The sequence below is a fragment of the Candidatus Cryosericum septentrionale genome, from assembly GCF_003570995.1.
GTDB lineage: Bacteria > Caldisericota > Caldisericia > Cryosericales > Cryosericaceae > Cryosericum > Cryosericum septentrionale.
On record NZ_QXIY01000047.1, the window covers coordinates 1 to 12,723 of the forward strand.

Here is a 12,723-nt window from a genome sequence, read left to right on the forward strand (position 1 = left end):
CCCAGGGATTGCCGCACCGCCTCCAGATCGTTGGTCACAAGTGCCATGAGGTCACCCGTCTTGTGAACGTCGTGAAAATCGGCGGACAACTCAAGATATTTGGCGAACAGGTTGTCACGAACCTCCTGCTCCAGGTACCGGGCGCTTCCCCAGATAAGAAATCGCCAGAAGTAGCGGCCGACGGTTATTCCTGCAACAAGCGCTGAGATCTGCAGGAGAGCAACGAGCAATGTATGTGCCGTTGCGGTAAACGAGGACAGGTCGTCGATGACTCTGGCGGTGATACCTGGAATGATAGTCTGCGAAATATCGACAGCAGCCAGGATGAGAATGCCACACAGATAGCGCACCCAATATTTACGAATGATGGGCCCCAGGTGACGCAATATGCTTTTTTGTTTGGTTTCCGTATTACTCATACCTTCAAAGGATACTGGAAGCCGGCCGCGTTGTCAACCGCTGGAACCCTTTCGAGCCCCGAACGGGTACGACACATTGGCCCTCCCTATTGCCTCACGGATAAACCTGCTCGAACGAGGAAACGTTGCCTCACATCAGAAGCTCCTCGAAACCGGGTGAAGTTGCCAGTCCATGCCTTTCCTCGGAATGATGTGGGGTTGGTCGTAGTTCCTGGTGAGAACAAGGTCCCGCAGGTGCCGTTGATCCTCAAGGATCGTATCATGAAGGGCGACAGGATCAAGATGCTGCTCCTGACGCCTGAGCGCCTCCTTTGCTTCCTCCGTGATGCAGGGGGAGGCCAGGACACGCTCATACGGGGAGCAGGGTGCGCCATATGAGCGGGTGACCTTGGCTCCCTGTCGTGTCTTGCGGGTGAGCTGCATCACCGGCAGGAAGAAGTTGGTGAACAGCCGGAGCGATTCATAGATCGTGTTCATGAGCAGGACTTCCTCCTCGGTGTCATACCGGAGATACCAGACCGTCCTGCGGACGATGCTCCAGTTCTTCTGCTCCACTGGTCAGTTGTCATTCTTCCTGTATGGACGTGACCGTGCCTTGGTGATGTGCTCCTGCTGAGGGTAGCGGATCAGGTGGTTGTTCAAGAACTCGCTCCCGTACTCCGAATGGATGCCCAGGAGCGGGAACGGGAGGTCGCTGCGAATGTCTCTCAGTGCAGCAAAGATATACTCCTGACTCTTGTTCCGCACGGCCCTGGTCTCGGTCCACCCTGTTGCCACGTCGGTGACGTCCAGCAAGAAGGCATCCTCTCCCCCGGCAACACTGCCTTCATGGGTTACCAAGTCCACGGCGACGAACCATGGCCGGGGAGGGTCCCACTCCGCAGCAGTCTGGACAGGGACCTGCCGCAGGAGGAGCATGCCGGGACGAGGGTGCGGATGTTGCAACCGGTCACAGGTGGCCGGACTCATGTGGAGGAGGAGACCACGGACAGCAGGAGCAAGGTCAAGCTGTCCCCGGGTCTCGAGGAAGGGGATGATGCGCCAGACGCTTGCCACAGAGCCTGTCCGAGAGGCGCCAGAACTCCGTCAGCACAGGGATGACCGCTGCCGTATAGACGGATGCCCAGGGACGATGCACGAGACCTGTTCCCTGCGTTGCCCTCGCTCGCAGGGTGCTGCGTGCGGAGGAACGGTTAAGATGCGTCAGGTCCACGAACCCATCCAAGATCCTCGACTTCTCGTTCGGGGGTGCATGGAGATATTGTCCTCGCAGCTCGTTCATGACGGCTTGTCGTTGCTTCACCGTTAACCCCATCTCCTCACCTCTCATCTGCTCACCCTCTTCCATGGTTCCTCCTCAGTCACCTGTGTTGGAGCAGGTTTACTCATGAGGCAACGATGCGATTTGCAGTAGAAAATAGATGGGGCAATACGCATGCTTGGCAAAATTATTAAAAAGTGATAGCCTTTTATTGAACGAAAAAGAATCGCTTGATTTAGGAGAGTATAAGATAGTGAACCACCGTATATTGGTTGTAGGAAGTATTAACATGGATTTAGTGATTAGGGCGCCTCATATCCCGCTTGCTGGCGAGACTCTTATCGGTGAAGAATTTCTCACTTTTCCAGGAGGGAAAGGGGCAAATCAAGCAGTAGCCGCCAGGCGCTTAGGCGGTGAAGTTCGCATGGTGGGGAAAGTAGGAAAAGATTCTTTTGGAAAGGCCTTATGGAAGAATATGGCCTCAGACAAAGTTGATGTTTCTGGAGTAGCGTCTGTAACAGGAGTTTCTACTGGAGTGGCTCTTATTATAGTTGATACAAAAGGGCAGAACTGTATTGTGGTATCTTCAGGAGCGAACATGAGTCTAAAGCCCGAAGATCTTCAAAGGTTTAGGGACTATTTTTCCTGGGCAGAAGTAGCTGTTTTTCAGTTGGAATCTCCAATTGAAACTGTTTTAGAGGGAGTGAAAATGGCTAAGAATAAAGGGATAATGGTTATTCTAAATCCTGCTCCTGCTAGAGCCCTTCCACCAGAGATTTGGAAAATGATAGATATTTTTGCTCCTAACGAGATAGAAGCTGCTATTCTATCTTATGGGTTAGAAAGTAATCTAAAGATAGAAGAGGCATCTAGAGAGTTTCTTTCAAAAGGAGTAAAAGAAGTGATTATCTCATTAGGGGAGAAGGGGTGCTATTACGATTCTGGAAAGGAAAGTTTTTTTCTACCCGCTTTCCAGGTTGATGCTATTGATTCCACAGCGGCAGGAGATGCTTTCGTTGGAGCTCTTGCTGTAGGGTTAGCTTCTGGTTGGGACACTAGAAGAAGACTTTTATTTGCTTCTGCTAGTGGAGCCCTTGCCTGTACACATAAAGGTGCTCAATCCTCACTTCCCAGAGAGGAGGAAGTAGAAAGTTTTTTGAAGTTAAAAGAGGAGAGTATACATGAAAAAAATAGGAATTTTAAACTATGATATTTCAAGTGTTATAGCCAGTATGGGGCATGGTGATTTAATTGTAATTGCAGATGCTGGATTATCCATTCCTTCAAGTACTAAAAGAATCGACCTTGCCCTCGAGAAAAACTTACCAACTTTTTTGGATACCGTACGTGTGATTTTAAAGGAGCTTCAAGTGGAAGAGGCCTTGATTGCATCTGAGATGAGAGAGAAGAATCCTGAGGTTAGAGAAAAGCTTTTGGCACTTTTAGGTGATGTCCCCATCCGCGAGATACCTCATGAAGAGTTCAAGAAAATGACACAGAATGCTAAGGCAGTAGTGCGCACTGGAGAGTTCACTCCTTACGCCAATGTGATTTTGAAAGGAGGAGTAGTATTTTGATTTCTACCGCATCCTTAAAAAAGGGAGTTAATTGGAAGATATTTTTAAGAAACTACGGCATTGTCATCTCTTTCTTTTTATTGTGCTTGGCGCTATCTCTAGTTTCTGACAGATTTCTTACCTGGACAAATATCTTGAATGTGCTTAGACAATCTTCTATCAATGGTATTATTGCCGTTGGTATGACTTTCGTAATTCTCACTGCTGGAATTGATCTCTCTGTGGGCTCAGTTTTGGCATTAACAGCTGTTGTGACTGCCAGCCTTTTACAGAGAGGCTTGCCGATTTCACTTGTAATTATCACAGGATTGGCTTTAGGGGCGGTACTGGGTTCGGTTTCTGGATTGTTGGTAAGCCATTTGCACTTATTTCCGATTATCACCACCCTTGGAATGATGACCATTTCTCGGGGGTTGGCACTTACCTATACAGGAGGAATGCCGATAACTACTCTGCCTTCTTCTTTCGATTTTATAGGTGCAGGTTCTTTAGGTCCCATACCCATACCCATCGTGGTTGCTGCCTTCATCTTTCTGGCTGGGCATTTTATTCTGACTCGCACAAACTTGGGATTATATATTTACTCCCTTGGAGATAATCCAGTAGCTGCAAGGCTCTCGGGAATCTCTGCGAACAAGGTGATTCTCTTTGTATACGCCCTCTCTGGTTTTTTATCTGCTCTAGCGGGAATGATTCTCATAGGCAGGTTGGATTCTGCTGCGCCTACGTTAGGCTCCGGCTATGAGTTTGATGCTATTGCTGCTGTAGTAGTCGGGGGGACAAGCCTGGCTGGAGGAGAAGGCAACCTTTTCGGTACTTTGATAGGAGCACTCCTTATTGGAGTTTTGAATAATGGGTTAAACCTCTTGAATGTATCTGCTCTCTGGGAGGGAGTGGTGAAAGGCTTAGTTATCGCTTTTGCTTTGCTTATGTATCGGGCGGTAAAATGACAAAAAGGGGGTGATATAGGGAAGAAAGTGGAAATGAAAAAGCCATGCAACTTGTTAGGAAGGAGATGGTAAAGATGAAGAATGAAGTTTTAGAAGGAACAATTGTTAGAAAGGAGATGAAGAAGATGAAAAAGTTCGTGATAATTGCATTGAGCCTGGTGTTGGTCGTTTCTTTAGTTACTTCTTGTGCCAAGACCACACCAACTGCCAAGAAACCCACTTTAGGACTGGTGCTTTCTACTTTGACTAACCCTTTCTTCGTTACCTTGCTTGATGGTGCTCAAGAAGAAGCAAAAACTTCCGGAGTAACTCTAATTGCCATGGACTCTCAGAACGACTCTGCCAAAGAAGCCTCTAACATAGAAGACCTTATCTCGCGCAAGGTAGATGCTATCTTAGTTAATCCTACGGATGCAGATGCCGTAGTGCCTTCCATCAAAAAGGCCAATGATGCTAATATACCTGTGATTACAATCGATCGTGCGGCTAATGGTGGTGTAGTTGTGAGTCACATTGCTTCTGATAATGTTGCTGGTGGGAAGATGGCTGCGGAGTTCCTAGGAAAAGCCTTGAATGGTAAGGGTAAAGTGGTTGAGCTTCAGGGAATTGCTGGTACCTCTGCGGCTCGTGATCGGGGTACTGGATTCGATACAACAATGGCAAAGGAGTTTCCAGATATCCAGATAATTGCTCGCCAGACTGCAGACTTTGACCGTGCTAAGGGATTATCTGTCTTTGAGAACATTCTCACTGCCCAGCCAATGATTGATGGTGTCTTTGCTCAGAACGACGAGATGGTTTTAGGAGCTATCCAAGCAGCAGAAGCAGCTAAACGTACTGGTATCACTTTTGTTGGTTATGATGCTGTTGATGATGCTATTACGGCAATAAAGGGTGGAAAGTTAGCCGCAACTGTTCAACAGCAGCCAGCAGTTATGGGTAAGCTAGGAGTAGAAACAGCGGTTAATGCCCTCAATGGACAGACAGTAGATAAGTTCATTCCTGTTCCTCTAAATCTGGTTACAAAAGAGAATACACCTTAGTAGAAATGAGGGCTGGCATCTAGCCAGCCCTCATTAAAAGAGGAAATCAATGGCTGAAAATCAAGTAAGTCTCGAGATGCATGGAATATCCAAGAGTTTCCCGGGAGTGCAAGCCCTCAAGGAAGTAGATCTTATCTTACATCGTGGGGAAATTCTTGGATTGGTAGGAGAAAATGGAGCTGGAAAAAGTACCCTTATGAATATTCTTACTGGAATTCTTCATTCTGACACAGGGATAATCACCCTCAAAGGAAAACCTGTGAATATTGAGAACCCCCGTCAAGCTCAAATTATGGGAATAAGCATTATCCACCAGGAACTTTCCGTTCTGCCTAATCTCACAGTAGGGCAGAATGTTTTTCTTGGAAGAGAACCCAGACTTCCTATTCATTTCCTTGTCGACTGGAAAAACCTCTATTACTTGGCGAAGGAACACTTTAAGAAGCTTAATCTAGATATAGACCCACACATCCTACTTTCCGAACTCTCTGTTGCCCAGCGTCAGATGGTGGAGGTTGCCAGAGCTCTGTCCTTCAAGGCAGACATCGTCGTCATGGACGAACCTACTTCCACTCTCACCGAAATGGAAGTGAAGAACCTTTTTTCGCTTATACACACACTAAAAGAGCAGGGTATATCTATTGTTTTCATTTCTCATCGCCTTGAGGAGATTTTTCGAATCGTAGACAGAGTGATTGTTTTGAGAGACGGAGTCCTTGTGGGTAGTGCTCCCATTTCCCAAGTTGACCCTAAGCAACTAGTGATGATGATGGTAGGCCGGGAGTTAAAAGAAATGTTTCCAAAAGAGTCGCTACCCCAGAAAGAGAAAGTACTTTCTGTGAAAAATCTAAAAAGGGGCAAGGATTTAAAGGGTGTTAGCTTTGATCTGCACCGAGGGGAGATATTGGGACTTGCTGGTCTTGTAGGATCTGGACGGACATTTGTTGCTAGGGCAATTTTCGGAGCTGACCCATTAGAAGAGGGGGAGATCTGGATTGAGGGGAAAAAGGTGCAGATTCGCTCTCCCCAGGAAGCTATCTCTTATGGCATTAGTTTTCTCCCAGAAGACCGCAAAGCCCAGGGACTCTTTCTAAAATTACCCTTAAGCTCTAATATTGCTATAACAGACATGAAGGAGCTATCTTTTTTGGGGATAATTATCTTCAAAAAACTCCAAGAGCTTGCCTCGTCTTTCGTAAACAAGCTAAAAATCAGGACGCCAAGTATCTTTCAAATAGTACGCAACCTCTCTGGAGGCACTCAGCAGAAGGTAGTGCTCGCTAAGTGGCTTGCCTTGAAACCAAAGGTACTTATTCTGGATGAACCCACGGTAGGCATTGATGTGGCTACCAAAGCAGAGATCCATGCCCTTATGAATGGTTTAGCAAAAGAAGGGGTTGCAATTCTCATGATCTCTTCAGAGCTCCCCGAGGTTCTTGGGGTTAGTGATCGTATCCTCGTTATGCATGAGGGACTAATCTCCGGTGAGTTTCTCAGACAGGATGCTACTCAAGACAAGATTATGCTCTGCGCCACTGGAGGAGCAAATAATGGCTAAAGAAAAGACTTTCAATGAGTTCTTACGCAATTCCTCTGCGTATCTTATTCTTTTGGGCTTGGTAGTAATTTTCACTACTCTCACTCCACGCTTCTTGAGTCTCACAAATCTGATAAATGTTTTCCTCCAGACCTCTATCGTGGCATTGTTGGCTATTGGACAGACATTTGTCATGCTTACCGGGGGGATTGATCTTTCGGTAGGTATGGTGGGTATCTGCTGTGGTGCTATTGCTGCAGGATTTGCAACTGGATACGGCTTTGGCTTTACACTAGGAACTTATCCGGCACTTATACTGGGTCTTCTTCTTGGAGCAACCCTGGGAGGAATAAGTGGTCTACTCATTGTCCTGGGCAACTTTCCTCCTTTCGTAGCTACTTTAGTAATGATGGCTATTGCCCAGGGAATAACTCTGGTCTTTACTCAGGGAAGGCCTATAGCCGGTTTGCCTAGTTCTTTTATCTTCTGGGGCTCAGGGTCGGTTGGTGGAATTCCTATGCCGGTTCTACTTCTTGTTATAGGAGTTGTCCTAGCCTACTTCCTTCTCACTTGTACTTCTTTTGGACTATATATCTACGCTATCGGTGGGAACAAGGAAATGGCCAGGCTTTCAGGAATCAGTGCACGCAAGGTGGAGCTTGGTGCCTACATTATCTCTGGTCTTACTGCTGCATTGGGTGGGCTAGTTCTTACGGGTAGACTAGCCTCTGCCCAACCAAATGTAGGTGAAGGACTGAATTTGGATTCCATTGCTGCTTGCGTTCTTGGTGGGACGAGTCTTTTTGGTGGAAAAGGAAACATGCTCAAGACTTTAGTAGGAGCTCTGATCATGGGTGCTCTGGCAAATGGACTGAACTTAATAGGTGTCCCATCTTATCCTCAACTAGTAATTAAGGGATTAGTATTCATAGCTGCGGTGACTCTATATATTGTCTCTTCTCGCAAGCATTAAAATTATCTGGCGGTTTGTCAAACCAAGTGCAACAATTCTTCTGCCAAGGCCTGATACGGCGTTTTCCAGTTGAGACATTTCCGTGGACGGCTATTGAGCAGGCGGGTCGCATGATCCAGATGTTCCTGCATCACCGTTGAAAAGCTTCTGTACTTGGGAAAGAACTGGCGTAACAACCCATTCGTGTTTTCATTGGTAGGCCTTTCCCATGGACTATGCGATGAGCAAAGTATACCTGTGCGTTCGATTCAGCCGTTATGGCTTTATGGGCCGCAAATTCTTTGCCATTGTCTACCGTCAATGTATGACAGGGCAACGCCTTTAAGCTGTTGCAGGTTGATTCCTTCAGGGTTTCTGCGCGGTGATCATCAAGCTTCTTTCCAACCAGGAACCGCGCTTTTCTATCGACCAACGTCATAAAGCACCCGGTTCAACATTTTCCAGCGACCGTATCGCCTTCCCAGTCACCTACACGACTTCTGGCAGCTGCTTCGGTTGACCGCTTACCCTTGGATATGCAATCCGGGATTGTCCCTCTGCGTTCTTCACCTTCCGCTTTGTGGGATTTTCCTTGCTGCCTGAGTTTTTCTCGGAGAACGGTTGGTAACCAACCGTTCTTCAAGGCCCGGTAGATAGTTGTGGTGCAAAGGCTCATGCCATGATGACCAATAATCTGCTCAGGAGACCAGTACTGCTCCAGTCCACTGATGATATGCTTCTGACGTTCTGGTCTCATGACCTTCAGGTGAGGCTTGCATGCCTGTCTGGGAATTGTGTATGAATTCTGTGCTTCATGGGCGCTGTAGCCCGTTCTTCCGGTATTCCTGTGGAGTTCTCGGCTGATCGTACTCTTGCTTCGACCAAGTGTTTGAGCGATCTGTGTGATGTCTTTCTGATTGTGATGCATCCGCAGTATGCACTCGCGTTCACTCATGGTAAGATGGTGGTAGCTCACCCTGTAACCCTCCTATGCCAATGGCTGTGTGATTACTTCCATTCTATCGCATTACTTTGTCTCGGTGGGCTTCCTTTTCCAGTTCAGCTCGTTGCACTTAGATTGTATAGCCGCCAGAAAAAACGCAAATAGACCACCCTTGATTTTGGAAGTGTGGCTTAGAAGAGAAGAATTAACCCACCCACCCTCTTTAGTAGCTCGGCGTGGGGTTTTATACGGAGATGAAAAGACGCTCCTCATCAACCCCGTGCCTCACAAAATCAGCAAGCCCCAAAAAAGAAAAAGATTTCAGTAAAAAAGTATCATGCCCTATTGCGCGGGAGCTTTCATGGGGTACGCTGTCTCAGTGAACCCATGAGAACACAAGCAGATCCGAGTCTCGTCGACGTGTACGCGCGGCTGGCGGCCGCCTGGGGACCACAGCATTGGTGGCCCGGTGACACGCCGTTCGAGGTTGCCGTTGGCGCGGTGCTGACCCAGAACACGGCGTGGTCGAACGTCGAGAAAGCGATCACCTCGCTTAAAGCTGCGGGTGCCATGACAGCCGCCGGTCTGCTTGCTCTCTCGGAGCCGGACCTCGAACAGGCTATCCGGCCCGCCGGCACCTACAGGGTCAAGGCGCGGTATCTCCGGACCCTCGCCGCGTGGATTGCCCAGCGTGCCACAGGGGACCTGTCCAGTCTGATGCCCGAAGACACCGACGCTCTGCGCTGCGAGGTATTGGCTCTCCAAGGAGTGGGCCGGGAGACTGCAGACAGTATCCTGCTCTATGCAATCGGCAAGCCGGCCTTTGTCGTCGACGACTACACGCGGCGCATCGCAGCCAGATTGCGCCTCCTGCCCGACAACGCCACTTACGAGAGCACACAACAGTATTTTGTCGCACGACTGCCCGAAGACGCGCACCTGTTCAATCAGTTCCACGCCCTGCTGGTCCATCTGGCCAAGGAGCACTGCCGGGCGCGACCCGTGTGTCTCGCCTGCCCACTCGAACAGTGTTGTCCCTCGGTGGACACATCGCCCGCAACAGGGCACGCTGTGCGCATGCGGACCATGCCCGAAAGGACAACCACCCCGTGAACTACCGCTACATCTACGGCCCCATCCCGTCCAGACGTCTGGGCCGGAGTCTCGGCATCAGCCCCATCCCCGACAAGACATGTAACTTCAGCTGCATCTACTGCATGCTCGGGCGAACGGATCACCTCACGAACGAGCGCGAGGAGTACTTCAAGCTCGGGGACATCCTTGCCGAGCTGGACGATGCGCTCAGGCACGTGTCGCCGCCGCCTGATCACATCTCGATCGTGGGCAACGGTGAGCCGACCCTCTATCTTCGCCTGGGGGACTTGATCCAGGGAGCGCGAAGACTCACCAGCATTCCCATCGCCGTCATCACCAACGGCGCGCTGCTGTCCGAGCCTGCCGTGCGCGAAGCGCTGGCCGAAGCGGATATTGTCCTCACCTCGTTCAACGCCCCTACGGAGGAACTCTTCCGCCGCATCAACCGACCATGTCCGGGCATCGCGTTCGAGGCCATGAAACAGGGACTGCTGGACTTCGCCCACATGCGGAGGAGGGGTCAACTCTGGGTGGAGATGATGCTACTCGAAGGCATCAACGACTCTCCGGAGACGCTGGAACAAACACGGTGGGTCCTGCAGGACGTCGAGCCGGATCGTGTCTTCGTCGACACGCCCATCCGTCCTCCCGCCGAAGACTTCGCCCGTCCGGTGACACCCGAGGCACTGATGCTTGCCAAGAAGGCACTGGGAGGAGCACAGGCGTCGGGCTTCGACTTCGGCGCGTTCACCATTGCCGCGGGTGCGGATCCGCTGGAGACACTCGCCGGCGTCTGCAAGAGACACCCCATGCGTGAGGACCAGGCAATCGAACTACTGGTCAACTCCGGGATCGACCCGCTGCCGGTCCTCGACGCACTGCGTGCCGATCCGCGCTTCAGGGTCGAGCAGTACGGCGGTCAGACGTTCTTCCTCGTCCGCGAGATGAATGGAGGTTCAGCCTGATGATCCTCGGCGCACACGTGTCCATAGCGGGGGGAGTAGCAAACGCCCCTCAGAACGCTGTTGATTGTACATGCGAGACGCTTCAGATCTTCACCAAGAGTCAACTTCAGTGGCAGGCGCCGCCCCTGTTGCGGGACGAAATCGCCGGGTTCAAGCGCGGCATGAAGCTGAATCACCTGGTCCCCGGAACGGTACACGCCGCCTATCTCGTCAATCTTGCCGCCCGCGACCCCGACCTTCTGGTCAAGTCCAGGGACTGCATGATCAGTGACCTCGGCAGGACGGAGCACCTGGGCATTCCCTACCTCGTCGTCCACCCCGGGGCTCACCGTGGACAAGGGGCCGAGAAAGGCATCCAGGTGGCGGCCAAGAGCCTGGACTACATCTTCCGGAATACCCATGCGCACCGTACCATGGTGCTTCTCGAGGCAACCACGGGCACCGGTTCCGTCCTGGGCGGCACGTTCGAGGAACTCGCCGCCATACGCAGTCTGTGCCGCTTCCCCGCGCGCGTTGGCTTCTGCATCGACACGTGCCACATCTACGGCGCAGGCTATGACATCCGCACTCCAGCAGGGTACACCGCGACCATTCACGAGCTGGACCGCGTCCTCGGACTGGACAATGTCCGGGCTTTTCATCTCAACGATTCCAAGGGTGCGCTGGGTTCGAAGATCGACCGGCACGCCGAAATCGGACAGGGCGAGATCGGACTGGAGCCGTTTCGCCTCCTGCTTGCCGACACGCGATTCACGAAGATGCCCGGCATTCTGGAGACGCCCGGAGGCGATGGCGCCTACGCTCGCAACCTCGCCGTCCTTCGCTCCCTCATCCCGTCCCCATGAATTGTGAACCCCTTGGTGTCAGGCACAATGGGGTTCACAATTGACGGTGCTGCAGGAAATCGGAAGACTAGACGACCGTCTGCAGCTGTTCTACCAGAGAGCGCAGCTTGTCTGCAATGTCGGTCTGTTCCCAGGGCGGGTCGAGGTCGTCGCGGCCAAATGCACCATAGCATGCGATGGCACTGTAGATGGGCCGCCGCAGGTTGAAGTGCCGGATGATGGCCTCCGGCCTTAGGTCGACGACCTGCGCTAGCGCCTTTTCGATCATCTCTTCATCGACCGTGGACGTCCCGAAGGTATCGACATAGACGGACAGCGGACGCGCGACACTGATGGCATAGGCGACCTGAACCTCACACCGTGTGGCAAGCCCTGAAGCGACCACGTTCTTGGCACAGTATCGCGCAGCCATGGCGGCCGAGCGGTCGACCTTGGTAGGGTCCTTGCCCGAGAAGGCGCCTCCACCATGACGGCCCATGCCGCCATAGGTGTCGACGATGAGCTTGCGACCAGTGAGGCCCGTGTCCGCGGCGGGTCCCCCGATGACGAATCGGCCGGTCGGGTTGACGTAGTATTTCGTCTCTTCGTCCAGCATGACGGCAGGGATGACAGGCCGGATAACGTGCTCGATCATGTCGCGCACGATCTGCTCGACAGGAACGCTGACACCCGGCTGGGCAGCCACTTCGCCCGACACGATCGCCAGCGTCCCCTGCATCATGGTCTCGACTGCCACATGGGCATGCGGGTCCTGTTCCAGATAGGCGTCGACGATGGCATCCGAGATAGCGTCCGCGACCTTATCCAGATGCCCCTCGGTCACTGCTTCAGATGTAAAGGGATGCTTTCGTTCCATGCTTGTTCCTCCCACCTCATGGTGAAGGACCCACATGAGGTCCACGGCCGTTGATGTGTCCATTACTGCACCCACGGAGCGTCGCTGCCCGTGCTGCGGAGGGAGGTGGCTGAAATGAAAACTGCCCCACGTCACAGCGTAAGGAGACCAATGTCCTCGTTCCTCGGCCCTTTAGCACATTTTTATCGCGGAGCAAGTGGCCGTTAACTGACCGCGTCGCAGATGAGTTTACCCATCTGTCCGCTGGCGCCAAGCCCCGCAACTGTGATGGAACATGGCA

15 protein-coding genes are annotated in these 12,723 nt (G+C 51.5%); 9 read left to right on the forward strand and 6 right to left on the reverse strand.

From position 1 onward, the window contains the following. The 4 genes from SMC1_RS09630 to SMC1_RS09645 all read right to left on the reverse strand — a co-directional run. Window positions 1–419: ABC transporter transmembrane domain-containing protein (locus SMC1_RS09630; RefSeq protein ID WP_133299417.1), on the reverse strand; the 419-nt coding region annotated here is incomplete at its 3' end. Between the two features lie 135 nt (window positions 420–554). Continuing rightward, window positions 555–974: a hypothetical protein gene (locus SMC1_RS09635; protein WP_119086559.1), complete on the reverse strand. Its 420-nt coding sequence runs from the start codon at window positions 972–974 to the stop codon at window positions 555–557. Window positions 975–977: 3 nt separating this feature from the next. Further along, window positions 978–1,475, reverse strand: a complete 498-nt coding sequence (locus tag SMC1_RS09640; RefSeq protein WP_119086560.1) for a hypothetical protein — start codon at window positions 1,473–1,475, stop codon at window positions 978–980. Then, complete coding sequence (locus SMC1_RS09645; protein ID WP_119086561.1) at window positions 1,423–1,767, reverse strand: hypothetical protein; 345 nt, start codon at window positions 1,765–1,767, stop codon at window positions 1,423–1,425. The genes SMC1_RS09640 and SMC1_RS09645 overlap by 53 nt, the downstream gene beginning before the upstream one ends. A gap of 73 nt (window positions 1,768–1,840) precedes the next feature. Here SMC1_RS09645 and rbsK point away from each other — a divergent pair, with 73 nt between their 5' ends. The 6 genes from rbsK (at window position 1,841) to SMC1_RS09675 (ending at window position 7,760) form a co-directional block, all read left to right on the forward strand. After that, window positions 1,841–2,890, forward strand: coding sequence for a ribokinase (rbsK, locus tag SMC1_RS09650; protein ID WP_119086562.1), 1,050 nt, complete (start codon window positions 1,841–1,843; stop codon window positions 2,888–2,890). Beyond that, window positions 2,862–3,257 carry a D-ribose pyranase gene (gene rbsD, locus SMC1_RS09655; RefSeq protein WP_119086563.1) on the forward strand — a complete coding sequence of 132 codons (396 nt, stop codon included), beginning with the start codon at window positions 2,862–2,864 and terminating at the stop codon, window positions 3,255–3,257. Before rbsK ends, rbsD begins: the two co-directional genes overlap by 29 nt. Beyond that, entirely contained in the window at window positions 3,254–4,207 is a 954-nt protein-coding gene (locus SMC1_RS09660) for an ABC transporter permease (RefSeq protein ID WP_119086564.1), read from the forward strand. The genes rbsD and SMC1_RS09660 overlap by 4 nt, the downstream gene beginning before the upstream one ends. 74 nt (window positions 4,208–4,281) lie before the next feature. Beyond that, window positions 4,282–5,250 (forward strand): ribose ABC transporter substrate-binding protein RbsB, encoded by a 969-nt coding sequence (gene rbsB, locus SMC1_RS09665; RefSeq protein WP_207799410.1) that lies wholly within the window; start codon window positions 4,282–4,284, stop codon window positions 5,248–5,250. Window positions 5,251–5,299: 49 nt separating this feature from the next. Continuing rightward, window positions 5,300–6,808, forward strand: coding sequence for a sugar ABC transporter ATP-binding protein (locus SMC1_RS09670; RefSeq protein WP_119086565.1), 1,509 nt, complete (start codon window positions 5,300–5,302; stop codon window positions 6,806–6,808). Continuing rightward, window positions 6,801–7,760: an ABC transporter permease gene (locus tag SMC1_RS09675; protein ID WP_119086566.1), complete on the forward strand. Its 960-nt coding sequence runs from the start codon at window positions 6,801–6,803 to the stop codon at window positions 7,758–7,760. Before SMC1_RS09670 ends, SMC1_RS09675 begins: the two co-directional genes overlap by 8 nt. Window positions 7,761–8,190: 430 nt before the next feature. On the opposite strand, the gene SMC1_RS09680 is transcribed toward SMC1_RS09675, so the two are convergent. Beyond that, window positions 8,191–8,715 carry an IS30 family transposase gene (locus tag SMC1_RS09680; protein WP_119086567.1) on the reverse strand — a complete coding sequence of 175 codons (525 nt, stop codon included), beginning with the start codon at window positions 8,713–8,715 and terminating at the stop codon, window positions 8,191–8,193. 354 nt (window positions 8,716–9,069) lie between these two features. Here SMC1_RS09680 and SMC1_RS09685 point away from each other — a divergent pair, with 354 nt between their 5' ends. From SMC1_RS09685 to SMC1_RS09695, 3 genes are read left to right on the forward strand one after another with little or no spacing between them, the layout of a single operon-like run. Next, the gene (locus SMC1_RS09685) at window positions 9,070–9,795 is read left to right on the forward strand and encodes an endonuclease III domain-containing protein (RefSeq protein WP_119086568.1); all 726 of its coding nucleotides are present in this window, start codon (window positions 9,070–9,072) and stop codon (window positions 9,793–9,795) included. Then, window positions 9,792–10,742 (forward strand): radical SAM protein, encoded by a 951-nt coding sequence (locus SMC1_RS09690; protein WP_119086569.1) that lies wholly within the window; start codon window positions 9,792–9,794, stop codon window positions 10,740–10,742. Before SMC1_RS09685 ends, SMC1_RS09690 begins: the two co-directional genes overlap by 4 nt. Then, window positions 10,742–11,587: a deoxyribonuclease IV gene (locus SMC1_RS09695; RefSeq protein ID WP_119086570.1), complete on the forward strand. Its 846-nt coding sequence runs from the start codon at window positions 10,742–10,744 to the stop codon at window positions 11,585–11,587. Before SMC1_RS09690 ends, SMC1_RS09695 begins: the two co-directional genes overlap by 1 nt. Window positions 11,588–11,654: 67 nt before the next feature. Here SMC1_RS09695 and SMC1_RS09700 read toward each other — a convergent pair whose 3' ends face one another. Further along, complete coding sequence (locus tag SMC1_RS09700; RefSeq protein ID WP_413814613.1) at window positions 11,655–12,506, reverse strand: methionine adenosyltransferase domain-containing protein; 852 nt, start codon at window positions 12,504–12,506, stop codon at window positions 11,655–11,657. Between the last annotated feature and the right edge of the window lie 217 nt (window positions 12,507–12,723).

Excerpts from the sequence above, each read along its gene's own strand:
- SMC1_RS09645 (WP_119086561.1), bottom strand. The coding sequence starts at position 1,767 with ATGGAAGAGGGTGAGCAGATGAGAGGTGAGGAGATGGGGTTAACGGTG.
- rbsK (WP_119086562.1), top strand. The coding sequence starts at position 1,841 with ATGGGGCAATACGCATGCTTGGCAAAATTATTAAAAAGTGATAGCCTT.
- rbsD (WP_119086563.1), top strand. The coding sequence starts at position 2,862 with ATGAAAAAAATAGGAATTTTAAACTATGATATTTCAAGTGTTATAGCC.
- rbsB (WP_207799410.1), top strand. The coding sequence starts at position 4,282 with ATGAAGAATGAAGTTTTAGAAGGAACAATTGTTAGAAAGGAGATGAAG.
- SMC1_RS09670 (WP_119086565.1), top strand. The coding sequence starts at position 5,300 with ATGGCTGAAAATCAAGTAAGTCTCGAGATGCATGGAATATCCAAGAGT.
- SMC1_RS09675 (WP_119086566.1), top strand. The coding sequence starts at position 6,801 with ATGGCTAAAGAAAAGACTTTCAATGAGTTCTTACGCAATTCCTCTGCG.
- SMC1_RS09685 (WP_119086568.1), top strand. The coding sequence starts at position 9,070 with ATGAGAACACAAGCAGATCCGAGTCTCGTCGACGTGTACGCGCGGCTG.
- SMC1_RS09695 (WP_119086570.1), top strand. The coding sequence starts at position 10,742 with ATGATCCTCGGCGCACACGTGTCCATAGCGGGGGGAGTAGCAAACGCC.
- SMC1_RS09700 (WP_413814613.1), bottom strand. The coding sequence starts at position 12,506 with ATGGACACATCAACGGCCGTGGACCTCATGTGGGTCCTTCACCATGAG.